This window comes from uncultured Aquimonas sp. (genome assembly GCF_937888285.1).
Classification (GTDB): Bacteria; Pseudomonadota; Gammaproteobacteria; order Xanthomonadales; family Xanthomonadaceae; genus Aquimonas.
On the sequence record NZ_CALART010000032.1, the window covers coordinates 14,718 to 29,874 of the forward strand.

At 69.8% G+C, this 15,157-nt stretch carries 8 protein-coding genes; all 8 read left to right on the plus strand.

Annotation, left to right across the window (positions count from 1 at the left end):
• Positions 1-61 precede the first annotated feature (61 nt).
• The gene (locus Q0654_RS08795; RefSeq protein WP_298852843.1) at positions 62-1,570 is read left to right on the plus strand and encodes a hypothetical protein; all 1,509 of its coding nucleotides are present in this window, start codon (positions 62-64) and stop codon (positions 1,568-1,570) included.
• A gap of 142 nt (positions 1,571-1,712) precedes the next feature.
• Positions 1,713-3,365 (plus strand): MFS transporter, encoded by a 1,653-nt coding sequence (locus tag Q0654_RS08800; protein WP_298852845.1) that lies wholly within the window; start codon positions 1,713-1,715, stop codon positions 3,363-3,365.
• Positions 3,366-3,504: 139 nt separating this feature from the next.
• Positions 3,505-6,012: a PQQ-dependent sugar dehydrogenase gene (locus Q0654_RS08805; RefSeq protein WP_298852847.1), complete on the plus strand. Its 2,508-nt coding sequence runs from the start codon at positions 3,505-3,507 to the stop codon at positions 6,010-6,012.
• 165 nt (positions 6,013-6,177) lie between these two features.
• On the plus strand, positions 6,178-8,589 hold the full coding sequence (locus tag Q0654_RS08810) for a serine/threonine-protein kinase (RefSeq protein ID WP_298852849.1): 2,412 nt from the start codon (positions 6,178-6,180) through the stop codon (positions 8,587-8,589).
• Positions 8,586-9,728 carry a hypothetical protein gene (locus Q0654_RS08815; RefSeq protein WP_298852850.1) on the plus strand — a complete coding sequence of 381 codons (1,143 nt, stop codon included), beginning with the start codon at positions 8,586-8,588 and terminating at the stop codon, positions 9,726-9,728. Before Q0654_RS08810 ends, Q0654_RS08815 begins: the two co-directional genes overlap by 4 nt.
• A complete protein-coding gene (locus Q0654_RS08820; protein WP_298852853.1) occupies positions 9,725-11,083 on the plus strand; it encodes a LysM domain-containing protein in 1,359 nt (452 codons plus the stop codon). The genes Q0654_RS08815 and Q0654_RS08820 overlap by 4 nt, the downstream gene beginning before the upstream one ends.
• 339 nt (positions 11,084-11,422) lie before the next feature.
• On the plus strand, positions 11,423-13,630 hold the full coding sequence (gene katG / locus Q0654_RS08825; RefSeq protein WP_298852855.1) for a catalase/peroxidase HPI: 2,208 nt from the start codon (positions 11,423-11,425) through the stop codon (positions 13,628-13,630).
• Between the two features lie 144 nt (positions 13,631-13,774).
• Positions 13,775-14,926 carry a phospholipase A gene (locus tag Q0654_RS08830; protein WP_298852858.1) on the plus strand — a complete coding sequence of 384 codons (1,152 nt, stop codon included), beginning with the start codon at positions 13,775-13,777 and terminating at the stop codon, positions 14,924-14,926.
• The last annotated feature ends 231 nt before the right edge of the window (positions 14,927-15,157 follow it).

The following is a 15,157-nucleotide window of genomic DNA, read 5'->3' on the forward strand; positions in this document are numbered from 1 at the left end:
ATCCGGGCCGCCCCTCGTCGAGCCCCGGGCAGGGGCTCGCGACAGCCCCGAGCACGCGCCCATGTCCGAAGCACCGATCCCAGACTCCAGGCCGTGTGCCGCCGCGATCCGCGGGCTCCCGCGCCGCTTCGCCCTGCTGCTGTTCCTGCTGGCGTTGGCCGCGCCGCTGGCCGCGCAGACCAGCTTCCACGTCGCGACCACCGGCAGCGACCAGCCCGGCAACGGCAGTCAGGCCCAACCCTGGCGCACGATCACCTACGCCCTGGATCGGGTGCCTGATGGCAGCCTGATCCTGGTCGAGCCCGGCACCTACACCGGGCGCATCCGCATCCGCGGCAACTTCGCCCAGGGCGTGACGGTGCGCTCACGTCTGCCCTACCAGGCGCGGCTGCGGGCGGCCGAGGCGGTGCTGACGGTGTACAACGATGCGGCCGACATCGCCGGCATCAGCATCGAGGGCTTCGACATCGCCCACACCGGCTCGGGTGCCGCGGCGCTGGTGGTGCACATCCAGGACGGCGGCACCCGCGACACCCGCCGGATCACCCTGCGCGACAACATCCTGCGCGACAGCTGGAACAACGACATCCTGAAGATCAACAACGGCGCCAGCGAGATCCGCGTCATCGGCAACCTGTTCTACAACCAGCAGGGCTCGGACGAGCACATCGACATCAACTCGGTCGACGACGTGCTGGTCGAAGGCAATGTCTTCTTCAACAACTTCGCGGCCTCGGGCCGCACCAACGCCAACGACACCTCGGCCTACATCGTGGTGAAGGACAGCAACGGCGGCGACGACGAGTACCTTGGTGCGCGCAACGTGCGTGTGCGCAGCAATCTCTTTCTCAACTGGCAGGGCTCGGCGGGCTCGCCCTTCCTGCTGTTCGGCGAGGATGGTCATCCCTATCACGAGGCCTACGACTGCGTCGCCGAGAACAACCTGTTCATCGGCAACGCCACCAATCCGATGCGCGCGGCCTTTGGCGTCAAGGGCGCGCGCGACATCACCTTCCGCGCCAACACGGTGGTCGGTGACCTGCCGGGCAATGCCTTTGCGATGCGTTTGAACCGCGAGGGCAGCAATCCGGTGGTGCAGAACATCCGCTTCTTCAACAACCTCTGGTCCGACCCGACGGGCACGATGAACGACTTCAGCGATGTGCTGCCGGCGGACGTCAGCGGCATCGTTTTGCGGCGGAACGGCTACTGGAACGGCGGCAGCGCGATTCCGCAGGACCCGGGTGATGCCGTGAACAGCGCCAACGACGCCGAGCCGCGGCTGGGTGATCCGCGGCTGCCGCCGGTGAGCGGCGTGGTCACCCCGCACTGGCTGCCCGCGCAGTCGCAGTTCAACGGCGGCTTCACCCGGATCGCCGAGGTGTTCCAGCACTACGCGCGTACCTACGGGCAGACTGCAGCCGGTGGCGCGGGCATCGATCAGGCGGATCCGACCCAGATGCCCGCCGATGACCTGCTCGGGCGGGCGCGTGGTGCGCTGCCCGACCTCGGGGCGGTCGAATTCCTCGAGACGGTGCCAGTGCTGTTCGCGAACGGCTTCGAGCCCTGATTGAGCTGGGCGATGCGTGGGGTGACTAGGGGTAGCGGCGAACCCGTGCCTGGCTGATGTCGAGGGCCTTTGGGCCTGATCGCAGCCCGTGCGGCGAGCGCCGCTCAGGCGGCAGCAGGTCGCGGCTTCTACAATGCCGCGCATGGATGCTTCCTCCGGCGCGCTTGGCCCGTTCCGACTCCCGCTGTTCCGCGCGGTGTGGCTGGCCAGCCTGGTTTCGAACTTCGGCGGGCTGATCCAGTCGGTCGGGGCGGCCTGGCTGATGCTGGAAATGACCCGTCGCGCCGACATGGTGGCGCTGGTGCAGACCTCGGTAGCGCTGCCGGTGGTCCTGTTCTCGCTGATGGGCGGGGCGATGGCCGACGGGCTCGATCGGCGCCGGATCCTGCTGGCGGCGCAGGGCTTCATGCTGGTGGTGTCGACCGGGCTCGCGCTGTGCGCCTGGCTGGGCCTGCTGTCGCCCTGGCTGCTGCTCGCTTTCACCTTCCTGATCGGCTGCGGCAACGCCTTCAACGCGCCGGCCTGGCAGGCCTCCGTGCAGGACATGGTGCCGCGCGCGCAGGTGCCGGCAGCGGTGGCCCTGAACAGCATGGGCTTCAACCTCGCGCGCAGCACGGGGCCGGCGATCGGCGGCGCGATCGTGGCTTCGGTCGGGGCGGCGGCGGCCTTCGTCGTCAATGCCCTGAGCTACGTGGCCTTGATCGCGGTGCTCTGGCGCTGGCGCGCCGTGCCCGAGCCGCGCCTGCTGCCGCGCGAGCGCTTGGGCAGTGCGATGGCGGCGGGCCTGCGCTACGTGCTGCTCTCGCCGACCATCCGCACGGTGCTGGTGCGCAGCGTACTGTTCGGTCTTGGCGCCGGCGCGGTGCTGGGCCTGCTGCCGCTGATCGCCGCCGGGCTGGTCGGGGGCGGTGCCTTCACCTACGGGCTGCTGCTGGGCGCTTTTGGCCTTGGCGCCGTACTGGCCGCGCTGGGCAGCGCGGGTCTGCGGAGACGGCTTTCGAACGAGACCATCGTCGCTTGCGCCAGCCTGGGCCTGGCGCTGGCCCTGCTGCTCGCCGCAGCCGGCGGCGCCTTCGCCCTGAGCGCACTGGCGCTGATGCTGGCGGGCGCGGGCTGGGTGCTGGCGCTGTCGACTTTCAATGTCACCGTGCAGCTGTCGGCGCCGCGCTGGGTGGTGGCGCGCGCGCTGGCGCTGTACCAGATGGCGGCGTTCTGCGGCCTGGCCATCGGTAGCTGGAGCTGGGGCGAAGTGGCGACGGTCCACGGCCTCGAACTCGCGCTGCGTGCAGCGGCCGTCGTCCTGCTGCTGGCTGCCGCCCTGGGCGCACTGCTGCCGCTGGAAGCCTCGGAGCCGCGCAATCTCGATCCTTTGCGGCCGCATCGCGAGCCCGCGACCGCGGTGCCGGTCGATGCGCGCACGGGGCCGGTGATCGTCAGCATCGAATGGATCATCGACGAGGCGGACATCGTGCCCTTCCTGCAGGCGATGGCCGAGCGTCGACGCATCCGCCGCCGCGACGGCGCGCATCAGTGGACCCTGCTGCGCGACCTGCATGATCCCCGGCTGTGGGTCGAGCGCTACAAGACCGCGACCTGGCTGGATTACCTGCGCCACAAGGGCCGCATCACCCAGGACGATGCCGAGGTGCCGGAGCGCCTGCAGGCCCTGCATCGCGGCAGCGAACCGCCGCGGGTGCGCCGACAGATCGAGCGCAGCACACATCGGCTGCCTTTCAGTCCGCTCGACCCCAAGGGTGCAGGCGCCCCCGAGCACGACCCCGCACGCGACGTCTAGGACCGAGGGTGACCCCAAGTGCCGGTGTGCGTGGGGTCTTGTGGTCGCGTTGATTGTTGTATCCAAAGGTCAACTTGGGTCCCGGTTCGATGCGGGGGCTCACCACCAGAATTGCGCCTTCTCACCCCGGGAGATGGCAATGCCTTTACTCCGCACCGCGGCTGCGCTGCTGCTTGCCCTGAGCAGTGCTGGCGCTCAGGCCCAGCAGCCACCCGCGGCCTTCGTCAGCGAAATCCTGCACAGCCCGGCCAATGGCAAGACCGGCATCGCTTTCGATCATCTGGGCGCGAGCTACCTGATCGAAAAGCAGGGGCGAATCATCCGCGCGGCGGCCAACGGCAGCGGTGGCTTCGCGAGCCCCGTCGTGTTCGCGGATTTCGTCAGCGAAGTGTCGACCGCGCAGGAGGCCGGGTTGCTCGGCATCGCGATCGATCCCGACTACGCCAGCACGCGCTACCTCTATGTGTTCTACACCACGGCCAGCGATCAGCGCCTCGTGCGGCTGCGCGCAAATGTGGCGTTTTCTGCCGTCGAACCCGGCTCGGCAACGGTGCTGCTGGCGGGGCTGCCGCGCGCCAGCAATATCCACAAGGGCGGCGACATCCACTTCTCACCGGCCGATCCCACCGCGGTCTACATCGCTCTCGGCGACGACGGCGTGCGTTCGGAGCGCATGACCTGTCCCAGCCGCGGCGGCCTGACCCAGGTGCCGGTGACTCAGTGTCCTGATCGCTACGAAGGCAAGCTGCTCAAGGTGGATGCCGGCAACGGTCGCGGCCTGCCCAGCAATCCCTTCTACAACGGCGATCCGGACAGCATCGCCTCGCGGGTCTGGGCGGTGGGCTTCCGCAACCCGTTCCGCTTCACCTTCCATCGAGGGCGGCCCGACGCCGACGTGCTGTATGTCTCCGAAAACGGCGATGGCATCGACCGCATCTCGCACGTGCGCCGGGGCTCGAACGGCGGCTGGGGCCCCTGTGGCGACGCAGGGGCCTGCAACGGGCCCGGCGACGTCAACGACGGCGGCCCCTTCATCGCGCCCAAGGATCCGAACCACAGGGTGATGCTGACCGTGAGCCCCTCGCTCGTGGGTATCGATATCGCCAGTGATGGCCCCTTCGGCAGCGACGTTCTGTACTTCGCGCGCTGGGGATCCGCGATTCGCCGCGGCCTGCTGACGGGCGTCAACCGCGACGGCCTGCAGACGCTCGACAACGATGGCCCCTTTTTCAGCGGCTCCGCGGTGACCCTGCGCTTCGGCCCCGACGGGCATCTGTACTACGCCTCCAGCGGACAGGGCGCTTCGACGGGCGGCAACGACCCGCTGCGTCGCCTGCGCTTCAACGCCACCACGCCACCGACCGCGGCCTTTGCGACTGCACCGAATCCGCCGACTGGGCTGGCGCCGCTGAGCGTGCAGTTCACCGATCAATCGAGCGCACCGGGCAGCAGCGTCCTGCAGCGCCGCTGGTCCTTCGGTGACGGAGGCAGTTCGACTGCGACCTCGCCGTCCTACGTCTACAGCACGCCCGGGCGCTACACAGCGCGACTTGAAGTGAGCAACTCCGCCGGCCAGCAGGCCAGCGCGGAGCGTGCAGTGGTGGTGAATCGCCGCGTCAATCTGCAGATCAGCGGCCTGCTGCGTGACGCCCGTACGCTGGCCGCGCCGCCGCTGCCTGTGGCCAGCGAGCTGCGTCTGTACCAGGACGACGGCATCACGCCGGCCCCGCATTCGGGCGGCAACAACGTGGTGACGGTGGCTGCGGGGGGTGTGGTGTCAGCGCAGCTGCAGGTCGAACTGAGCGGCAACGCGCTGGTGATCAGTGCGGGCGAGCCGGCGGGTGATGGGGTGCAGCCGATTCGACGCGGATTTCTGCTGCCGGCGGGCGCGGGCCCGCATGCCATCACGATGGACGCATGGCTGTCCGACACGACGGTCGCCGGACGCGTGTTCGATACGCGCGGCGCGCCGCTGGCGGTCGATGTCGGTCTGCGTCTATCCGGCACGCCCTATGCGCTGCCGAACGGGCGTGACTACCTGCCGGCGTCGGGGCAGACCGCGACCGGCGTGGCGCATCGCGTGATGAGTGATGCGCTGGGCTGGTACCACATGCCGCTGCGCAGCGATGGCAGCGGCAGCCTGCGGCTGGATGCCGCGGGCGATACCGGCACCGGCACCCATGCCAACCCGCGGGTCGACCGCAGCATCGCCGCGGGCGCGCTGCTGGGCCTGGACCTCACTGTCGGTCAATGGAGCGGTGGGCGCGAGTGTCTGAGCCTGAGTGCCCTTCCGAACGCATCGCAGGTGAACTACGCGAGCCAGATCCAGCCGATCTTCGACGCCGCCTGCATCGGCTGTCATGCCCCCGGCGCGACCAATAGCGGTGGACTGGATCTGACGGCTGCGAACAGTCTCAACGCCTTGGTCGATGCCTTGAGTGATCGCGCACCCGGCGTTCAGCGCGTGCAGCGCGGCGAGCCCCTGCGAAGCTTCCTGTTCGAGAAGATCAACTGCCTCGATCCGCAGAGCGGCGCGGGCATGCGTCCGGGTGACCCGATGCCGGCCGCACAGCAGGCGCTGTTCCGCGACTGGATCCTGCGCCTAGACAATCCCTATCGCATCTTCGGCAACGGCTTCGAGGGCTAGCAGCCAAGAAGGGTCGCCCTGAGCAACTCCGCCAGTCCGCCGGAGCCTGGGTGCAGATGCTGGGTCAGGCGCAGCAGCAGCTGCCGGCCGCCAACACTTCGGCGCTAGACTCACGCCACGCACCCGGGGGCGGGGCGCGCATGGGCCAGGGCCCGGAGGGTGCGGATGGCATCTGCAGCTGCAGTGCATGCGCCAAGGCGGGGGCGGCGCGGTTCGCTGATCGTGTCGCTGGTGGCGGCCCTGCTGGTCGTCGCCGCGCTGCCGCTTGGTCTCGTCGCCTACCAGGTGCGGCTTTCGCGCGAATCGATGGTCGAGCAGGCGCAGCGCACCCATCTGATTGCCGCACGCGCCTCGGCCGATCGCGTGCACTCGGCGCTGTCGAGCCTGCGTGCGGCCCTTGATGGCGCCGCGCAGAACGCCTTGCTGTACCAGTCGCCGGGTTCGGTCGAGTCCGGCGAAGTGCTGGCCGGTCTGCTGCTGGGGGAAACGCAGCTGCAGGCCGTCGCCCTGTTCCACGCCGACGACGGTCGCGACACCCTGGTGCAGCTGGCGCGCACGCCGGCGGCGCAGACGCTCGATGCCGCCGCGCTGGCGGCGCTGGGTCCCGAGGTCCGCCTGCAGCGCGACGGCGAGGACCTGCGCTGGGGCATGAGCCGGGAGACGGGGCGGCCCGGTCTGCGTCTGGCGGCCTGGGCCGATGCCTCGTCGCTGGCGGACCTGCTGCTGCCGCGTGAGCTCGGCCCCTCGGCGACGCTGGTGCTGCTGCAGGGCAGTGCACCACATCCGGCGCTGGGCGTCGAGGTGCCGCTGCCGGAGCCGCTGCTGCAGGCGCTGCCGCAGCAGCGCCTCGATGCGCTGGCGGTACGCGCGCAGGGCGCCTCGGGCATCGAGGTCGCCGCCTTCGCGCGGATTGCAGGCACCGACTGGGCGATCGCTTCGCTGCAGCCGGCAGCGGAGGCGGAGACCGCTGCTGCCCGCATGCGCCGCGGCGCCTGGGCGGCGAGCGCGGCGGTGCTGGCGTTGATCGCGGTGCTGAGCCTGTTCGCCTGGCGGCGGGTGGTGCGTCCGCTGCGGGCCCTGCTCGATTGGCAGCGCAGCGCGCTCGCCAGCGAGCCCGGCGAAGACAGCGATCTCGCCAGCCTGCGCCGCGCCTTCGAGCAGATCCAGCGCAATCAACGCAACCGTCAGGCCCTGGGCGAGGTCTTCGTCGGCCGCTACCGCCTGCTCAGCACCCTCGGGCAAGGGTCAATGGGCTCGGTGTTCCTGGCCTGGGACCCGCGGCTGCAGCGCCATGTGGCGATCAAGACCCTGCATCTGGATGCGCTGGATGCGCGTCAGCAGAGCGCGCTCGCCGAGGCGCTGTCGGCCGAGGCCGTCAAGGTGGCGAAGCTGCAGCACCAGAGCATCGTCGGCGTGCACGACCTGGTGGCCGCCGGCGAATTCGTGTTCGTGGTGATGGAGTATGTCGAGGGCTGCAACCTGCGCGCGCTGATCGATCACGACGGCGCGCTGGAGCCCGCTGAGGTCGTGCTGATCGCGAGGGCGGTGCTGGCGGCCCTGCATGTCGCCCATCGTGGCGGGCTGCTGCATCTCGACATCAAGCCCAGCAACCTGCTGGTGTCGCCCGAGGGCGCGGTGAAGTTGGCCGACTTCGGTGTCTCGGCCTGGCGCTCCGAGCTGCCCGAACTGCTCAGTCGCGATGGCGCGGCCGGTACGCCGGGCTTCATCGCGCCGGAGTACGTCAGTGGCGCGGCGCCGAGCGAGCGCTCCGACCTGTTCTCGCTGGGCGTTGTCCTGGTCGAGTGCATGACCGGCGTGCGCCAGAGCCTGCCCGGCGCGCGCACCGGCGATCTGCTGCGGGCCGCACGTCTGCGTCGGGCGCCGCCGCCTGCCGCCCGGCGCGAGACCCTGGCCCTGTGGATGGCGGTGCAGGCGCTCTGCCATGCCGATCCCGAGCTGCGGCCAGAGAGCGCGGCAGCGGCGCTGGAAATGTTCGCGCAGATGGACGCCGAAGGCGCCGCCGAGCGCCTCGCCGAGCGCGTGGATGCGATCTCGCGACAGGGCCCGCGCGCGCCAAGCGAGGCGCGTACGCGGCTGCGCGATCTCGCCACCACCCAGCCGGTGCCTGCCCTGCAGGCCATCCCCTTGGATGGCTCGGGCCGTGAGCCGACGCGCAAGCAGGCCTGGGCCGAGGAGACCCGGCCACAGCCGTGGGCGGAGCCGACGCGCAAGCAGCCCTGGGCCGAAGAGACGCATCCGCAGCCCTGGGCGGACGCCACGCGTCCAGCGCCTGCGGCCGAGCCCGCCCGCCCGCCATCGCAGGCTGGCGACGCAGCCGCGGCGGCAAGCGCGGGCGCGCCTGAACCTGTGCGGCGCGGAGCTGCCGGCGCCAGCAACGCTGACCAAGACACCACCCGGGCCGCCCGCCATCGGCCGCGCGTGGATGAGGACGGCAGCACGGCGCCGCTGGCGCGCGGCGACCAGACGGCACTCGATGCCACCACCCAACCCGCGCGCCAGCGCCCGCCGCTGCCTGTGCCGCAGGCGCAGTCGCCGCAGCCGGGAAAGCAGCCATGACACTGTCCGTCGCTGTGCTGGGGCTGCTTCTCGCCGCTTCTTTGCCCGAAGACGTGGTGCAGATCGAAGGCGGCGGCCGCCTCGATGCGCTGGTGCCGTCCGATGTCCGTTCGACCTCGCGCTTCGGTTTGAACGGCGGGCCGCCCGGCGCGCTGGGCGCGCTGCCCTTGGCGCCGGATCAGGCGGGCGACTACTGGCTGGTCGGCCATGACGCGGATGGCCGCGTGCGGGCCTGGTACCGGTTCCGCGTGGGCACGCCTGGCGAGGACGAGCGCGAGCACAAAGGCGCGCAATCATCGATGACCATCGATCTGGTGCTGGACACGGACGGCCCGCAGGCGCAGCTGCAGGTCGAGGGGCCGCAGATCGAACGCGAGGGCCGGCGCATCGTGGCGGCCGATACCCGACTTCGCCTTGAACCCAGTGATCCCAGCGGCGTGGTGCAGGCGACGCTGCTGCTCGATGGCCAAGCGCAGAGCGCGCCTGCGACATGGGCGCAGTCGCGCGCGGAGGGGCCGGTGCGGATCAGCGCCGAGCTGCAGGACGCCCTCGGCAATCGCGCCATGCGCGAGCTCGGTGCGCTGTGGCTGGATCGCAGCGGACCGCAGCTTGAGTGGCAGCGTGTGGATACGAAGGCGGATGCGCCGGAGGACGTGTTCGATGGCGGTCGCGCGCGTCTGCGGCTGCGCGTATCCGATCCGCTCGCGGGCGTGGCGCGGGTGGTGGTCGGTGATCGTGTGCTGGATCCGCGCGCCGTCTCGGAGGGCATCGAGCTGCGCGTCGAAGGCGGTGCGCTCGACTACGTTCTCGAAGACGCGGTCGGCAACCGCAGCGAGGGCCGGCTGCCGCTGCGCGCTGATCGGGAAGGGCCAGAGCTGCAGCTGTTCGTCGATGGTCAGCGCGTCGATGTCGCAGCCGTGCGCATTACCCGCGCCCAGACGCTTGGCCTGCAGGCCGTGGATGCGCTCGCCGGCGTCGCCCAGGCCTGCGTCGAGGCCTCGGTGTGGTATCGCGAGTGCCGGCCGTTGCCGATGGACCTGGTCGGTCTCTCGCCCGGTCGCTATGCGCTTGAATTCCGCGCCATCGATCGCCTGGGCAATCGTTCGGCGCGGCGCTTCCCTGTGGAGGTGGTCCGGTGAGCGCGCGGCTGTGGGTCTGCGTCGCGGCTCTGGCGCTGCTGCTGGCTGTCTCCACGCAGGCCGCCGCCGCCCGGCCGCAGTTCGAGGACACGGTCGAGGACTACACCGTGGTCGCGGGCGACACCATCGCCGGCATCACCCGCCGCCTGCTCGGCGACGAGACCTGGTGGGAAGACAACTGGCGCCTCAACCCGCAGGTGCGCGACCCCGACCTGCTGCGGATCGGCCAACGCCTGCGGATCATCACCCAGCGGCGGGTCATCGCCGAGCGGGCCGAAGTGGTGCAGGCGGTGAACCGCACCGAGAAGATGCTGCAGCGTCCGCGCTGGCAGCCAGCGTCCAGCGGCGACACGCTGGACGCCGGCCACGGCCTGCGCACGCTGGAAAGTTCCACCGCCGAACTGCGCTTCAACGCCGAGTCCAGCCTGCGCCTCGACGAGTTCTCGCAGGTGTTCCTGGCGGCGAAGGACACCAGCCTGCGTGGCGTCGATCGCGGCAGCATCCAGGTGGAGCGTGGCAGCGTCGACCTGGTGTTCGCCCCGCTGGCGCGCTCGCGCACCGAGATCGAGTTGATCGCCGGACCCTCGACCACGCGGCCCGCGGCGGGAGGCGGGCAGCCGACTGCCGTGCGCACCGGCGCCACCGAAGACGGCGGCGCGCGCGTCATGGTCTACAGCGGGCGTTCGCAGGTCAGTGCGGCGGGGGCCGAAGTGGCGGTGGAGCAGGGCATGGGGACGCGCGTGCCCGAACAGGGGCCACCGTTACCGCCCGAGCGCCTGCTGCCCGCACCGCTGCCCACGGCGATGGAGCAGCGCTGGGGCTACAGCAACGGGCGGCTGCGCTGGGCGGAGGTCGCCGGCGCCGCCGCCTACCGGGTACAGGTCTGTGCGGATCCGGATTGCAGCCGCCTGCTGCAGAGCGCCGAGGTCGCTGGGTCCGAGCTGCATCTGCAGGTGCGTCCGCTGCCGCAGGGTCTGCATTACTGGCGGGTGCGCGCCCTGAGCGGCAACGGCCTGGAGGGCTATGCCAGCGCGGCGGCGCGGGTGCAGGTCGACGATGCCCGGCCCGATCTGCTGCCGCCGATGCTCGCGCTGCAGCCCTTGGCCGGCGCGGTCCTCGGCGAGGACGGCGTCCTGCGCCACGGCGCCGAGGCGCGCTGGCTGCCGGTGGCGCAGGACGAGGGCAGCGGCGTGGCGCGCATCGAGCTGCGCGCGGACGGCGGCGCGTGGACGACGTGGTCGGGTGAGCCCATCGAATTGCGGCAGGTGCGCGGGGGCGAACTCCGCCTGCGCGCGGTCGATCAACTGGAGCAGGTGTCCCCCGAACTGAGGCTGGTGCCGCGCGCCGACGGCTGAACATCGCGGCCCGAGGACTGTGAGCAGGCGGCAGGCCTGCGACCATTCGCCTGCACCCCGCCGGCCTCACATCGGATTTATGGCGAACGGCTCAGGGTAGTGAAGGAACAGTGCAGCGGCCTGCGATCGATGCTGCATTTGCACCTTGTTCTTGCGCCGTGCGTTCGCTCAGGTTGAGGCGTGAGGTGATGCCTCTGCTGTGCACTTGCAGCAAGAACCGGGCGGCACATCGATATCCGTGACCTATGCGCGTCATCGCTACAAACGATTTTATCTATGCATCGAGGCGGTTCATCCTCGACGGCGTTTCTTGGTCCACATCCAAAGGGAGGATCCATCATGTCCAACGAATCCAAATGTCCCGTGCACGGCGCGACCAGCCACATCGGCATGGGCAAGGGGCCGCGCAACCTCGACTGGTGGCCGAACGCCCTCAAGCTCGACGTGCTGCATCAGCATTCGTCGAAGTCGAACCCGCTGGGCGGGGAGTTCGACTACCGCAAGGAGTTCGAGAAACTCGATCTCGACGCCGTGGTCGCCGACCTCAAGGCGCTGATGACCGACTCGCAGGACTGGTGGCCGGCGGACTACGGCCACTACGGCGGCCTGTTCGTGCGCATGACCTGGCACGCGGCCGGCACGTATCGCATCTATGACGGCCGCGGCGGCGGCGGCACCGGCGACCAGCGCTTCGCACCGCTCAACAGCTGGCCCGACAACGGCAATCTCGACAAGGCCCGTCGCCTGCTGTGGCCGATCAAGCAGAAGTACGGCAAGCAGCTGAGCTGGGCCGACCTGCTGGTGCTGGCCGGCAACGTCGCGATGGAGTCGATGGGCTTCAAGACCTTCGGCTTTGCCGGTGGTCGCGCCGACATCTGGGAGCCGCCGATCATCGACTGGGGTTCCGAGAAGGAGTGGCTGGCGACCAGCGACAAGCCCGACAGCCGCTACAGCGGCGACCGCGAGCTGGCGGACCCGCTGGCGGCCGTGCAGATGGGCCTGATCTACGTGAATCCGGAAGGCCCGGACGGCAAGCCGGACCCTCTGGCCTCGGCGCGCGACATCCGCGAAACCTTCGCGCGCATGGCGATGAATGACGAGGAGACCGTCGCGCTGACGGCGGGCGGCCACACCTTCGGCAAGGCCCACGGCGCCGGTGACGCCGCCAAGGTGGGCGCGGAGCCCGAGGGTGCCGACATCGCCGAGCAGGGTTTCGGCTGGATCAGCACGCACGGCAGCGGCAAGGGCAACGACACCATCACCAGCGGCATCGAAGGCTCGTGGACGCCGAACCCGATCCAGTGGGACAACGGCTACTTCGACGTGCTGTTCGGCTATGACTGGGAGCTGGTCAAGAGCCCCGCAGGCGCCTGGCAGTGGCACCCGAAGGACCTGAAGCCCGAGCACCACGCGCCGTCCGCGCATGACCCGTCCAAGAAGGTCACGGTGATGATGACCACGGCCGACATGGCCATGCGCATGGACCCGGCCTACGAAAAGATCTCGCGCCGCTTCCACGCCAATCCGGCGGAGTTCGCCGATGCCTTCGCCCGCGCCTGGTTCAAGCTGACCCATCGCGACATGGGCCCGCGCTCGCGCTACCTGGGCAAGCTGGTGCCTGACGAGGTGCTGATCTGGCAGGACCCGGTGCCCGCGGTCGATCACCCCCTGGTCGATGCGAATGACGTCGCCGCGCTCAAGGCCAAGGTGCTGGGCTCGGGCCTGTCGACGCAGGAGCTGGTCGCCACCGCCTGGGCTTCCGCATCGACCTTCCGCGGCAGCGACAAGCGCGGCGGCGCCAACGGTGCGCGCATCCGTCTTGCGCCGCAGAAGGACTGGGCCGCCAACCAGCCGGCGCAGCTGGCCAAGGTGCTGGGCGTGCTTGAAGGCATTCAGAAGGACTTCAACACCTCGGCTGCCGGCGGCAAGAAGGTGTCGCTGGCCGATCTGATCGTGATCGCCGGCAATGCCGCGGTCGAGGACGCCGCCGGCAAGGCGGGCGTCAAGGTCAGCGTGCCCTTCAACCCGGGCCGCACCGACGCCAGCCAGGAGCAGACCGACGTCGACAGCTTCGCCGTGCTGGAGCCACGGGCCGATGGCTTCCGCAACTACGTGGCCAAGGGCTTCGAGGGTTCGCAGGCCGAGCGCCTGATCGACAAGGCCCAGCTGCTGACGCTGACCGCGCCGGAGATGACCGTGCTGATCGGTGGCCTGCGTGCGCTCGATGCCAATGTGGGCGGTGCCAAGCATGGTGTGTTCACTTCGCGACCCGGCGTGCTGAGCAACGACTTCTTCGTCAACCTGCTCGACATGGGCACCCAGTGGTCGCGCACCGCGGCCGATCCGAACGTGCTCGAAGGTCGCTGCCGCAAGACCGGTGCGGTCAAATGGACGGGCACCGTGGTCGATCTGGTGTTCGGCTCGAACTCGCAGCTGCGTGCGCTCTCCGAGGTCTACGCCGAGAGCGATGCCCAGCAGAAGTTCGTGCACGACTTCGTCGCCGCCTGGACCAAGGTGATGGAAGCCGACCGCTTCGACATCAAGTAAGGCTTTCCGCTGCAGCGAGCCCCGTGTCTGCCTCTCCGGGTGGACACGGGGCTCTTCCGTTTGCGCGCCCTGCAGAATTCGCGCTTCCAAGGCCTGCGGCTGCCGCTAAGCTGTGCGGCGATTTCCCCTAGGCCAAGCCTCCCCATGCCCTTCACCGCACCGCGCCGCACCCTGCGTCGCCGCTTCGCTCCTGCGTTTCTCGTGTCGCTGCCGATACTGCTTGCGGCGCTGCCGGCACTGGCCCAGGAAAACCCGGGCGTGGATCCGGCCAGCGTTGCCGCCTGCGTGGGCATCGTGTCCGATCCGGTCCGACTGCAGTGCTATGACCGGGCCGCTGGGCGCGACCGCCGCGCGGTCGCTGAGCAGGAGCGCACAGAGGCGGCGGAAGCCGCCGCCTATGACGCACTCGACGCTCGACTGCGGCCGGGCGGCGTACGCAACCAGGCCGAAGAGGAGGTGGCCGAGCGGCTTGCTTCGCGCGAGCTGTCGGCGCTGGACCGGCGCTGGGAGCTCAGCCCTGAATCCAAACTGGGCAGCTTCAACCTGCGGGCCTACAAGCCGGTCTACCTGCTGCCCTTCGCCTGGAGCAATCGCCCCAACCGCAGCCCGCAGAGCCCCAATCCCGATAACCGGGTTGACGAGCCCTTCGACCTGCAGCCGACCGAGGCGCGCTTCCAGCTCAGCCTGAAGACCAAGGTGGCGCAGGGCCTGCTGTTCGGCGAGGGCGATCTGTGGTTCGGCTACACCCAGAGCTCGCGCTGGCAGATCTACAGCAGCGAAACCTCGCGGCCATTCCGCGAGACCGTCTATGAGCCCGAGGCCCTGCTGGTGTTCGGGCCCAAGGCCGAGCTGCTCGGCTGGGATCTACGCATGGCCAGCGTGGGCATCAACCACCAGTCGAACGGACGCAGCCTGCCGCTGTCGCGCAGCTGGAATCGCGTGGTCGCGGCCTTCGGCTTCGAGCGCGAGAACTGGCTGTTGACCCTGCGCCCGTGGTGGCGGATCAGCGAGGATGCCGAAACCGACGACAACCCCGACATCAGCGACTACCTCGGGCGCGGCGACATCAACCTCGTGCATCGTCGCGGCGACCATGAGTTCGCCCTGCTGATGCGGCACACCTTCCGCTCCGGCGACCGCTCGCGCGGCGCCCTGCAGTTCGACTGGAGCTTCCCGCTCTCGCGCAGCCTGCGCGGGCATGTGCAAGTGTTCGATGGCTATGGCGAAAGCCTGATCGACTACAACGTGCGCAGCACCCAGGTCGGCCTGGGGATCTCGCTGTTCGAGTGGTTCTGAGGTCGGGACCTGGGGCGGACCGCGGATATCGAGTCGTAGGTACATGCGCTGCGCTTTGAGTACCCCAGGCGCACAGCGGTCTGCGGCTTGGATGGATGCGAGGCGTCTCTAGAGCAGCGGAGTCGAAGCCCGGGGCGAGGTGCTGGTACATGCGCTGCGCTTATGTACCCTACGCGCACAGCGGTCTGCGGCTTTGTTGGGTGCAAGGCGTCACTCGAGGCGTAGGGCGGA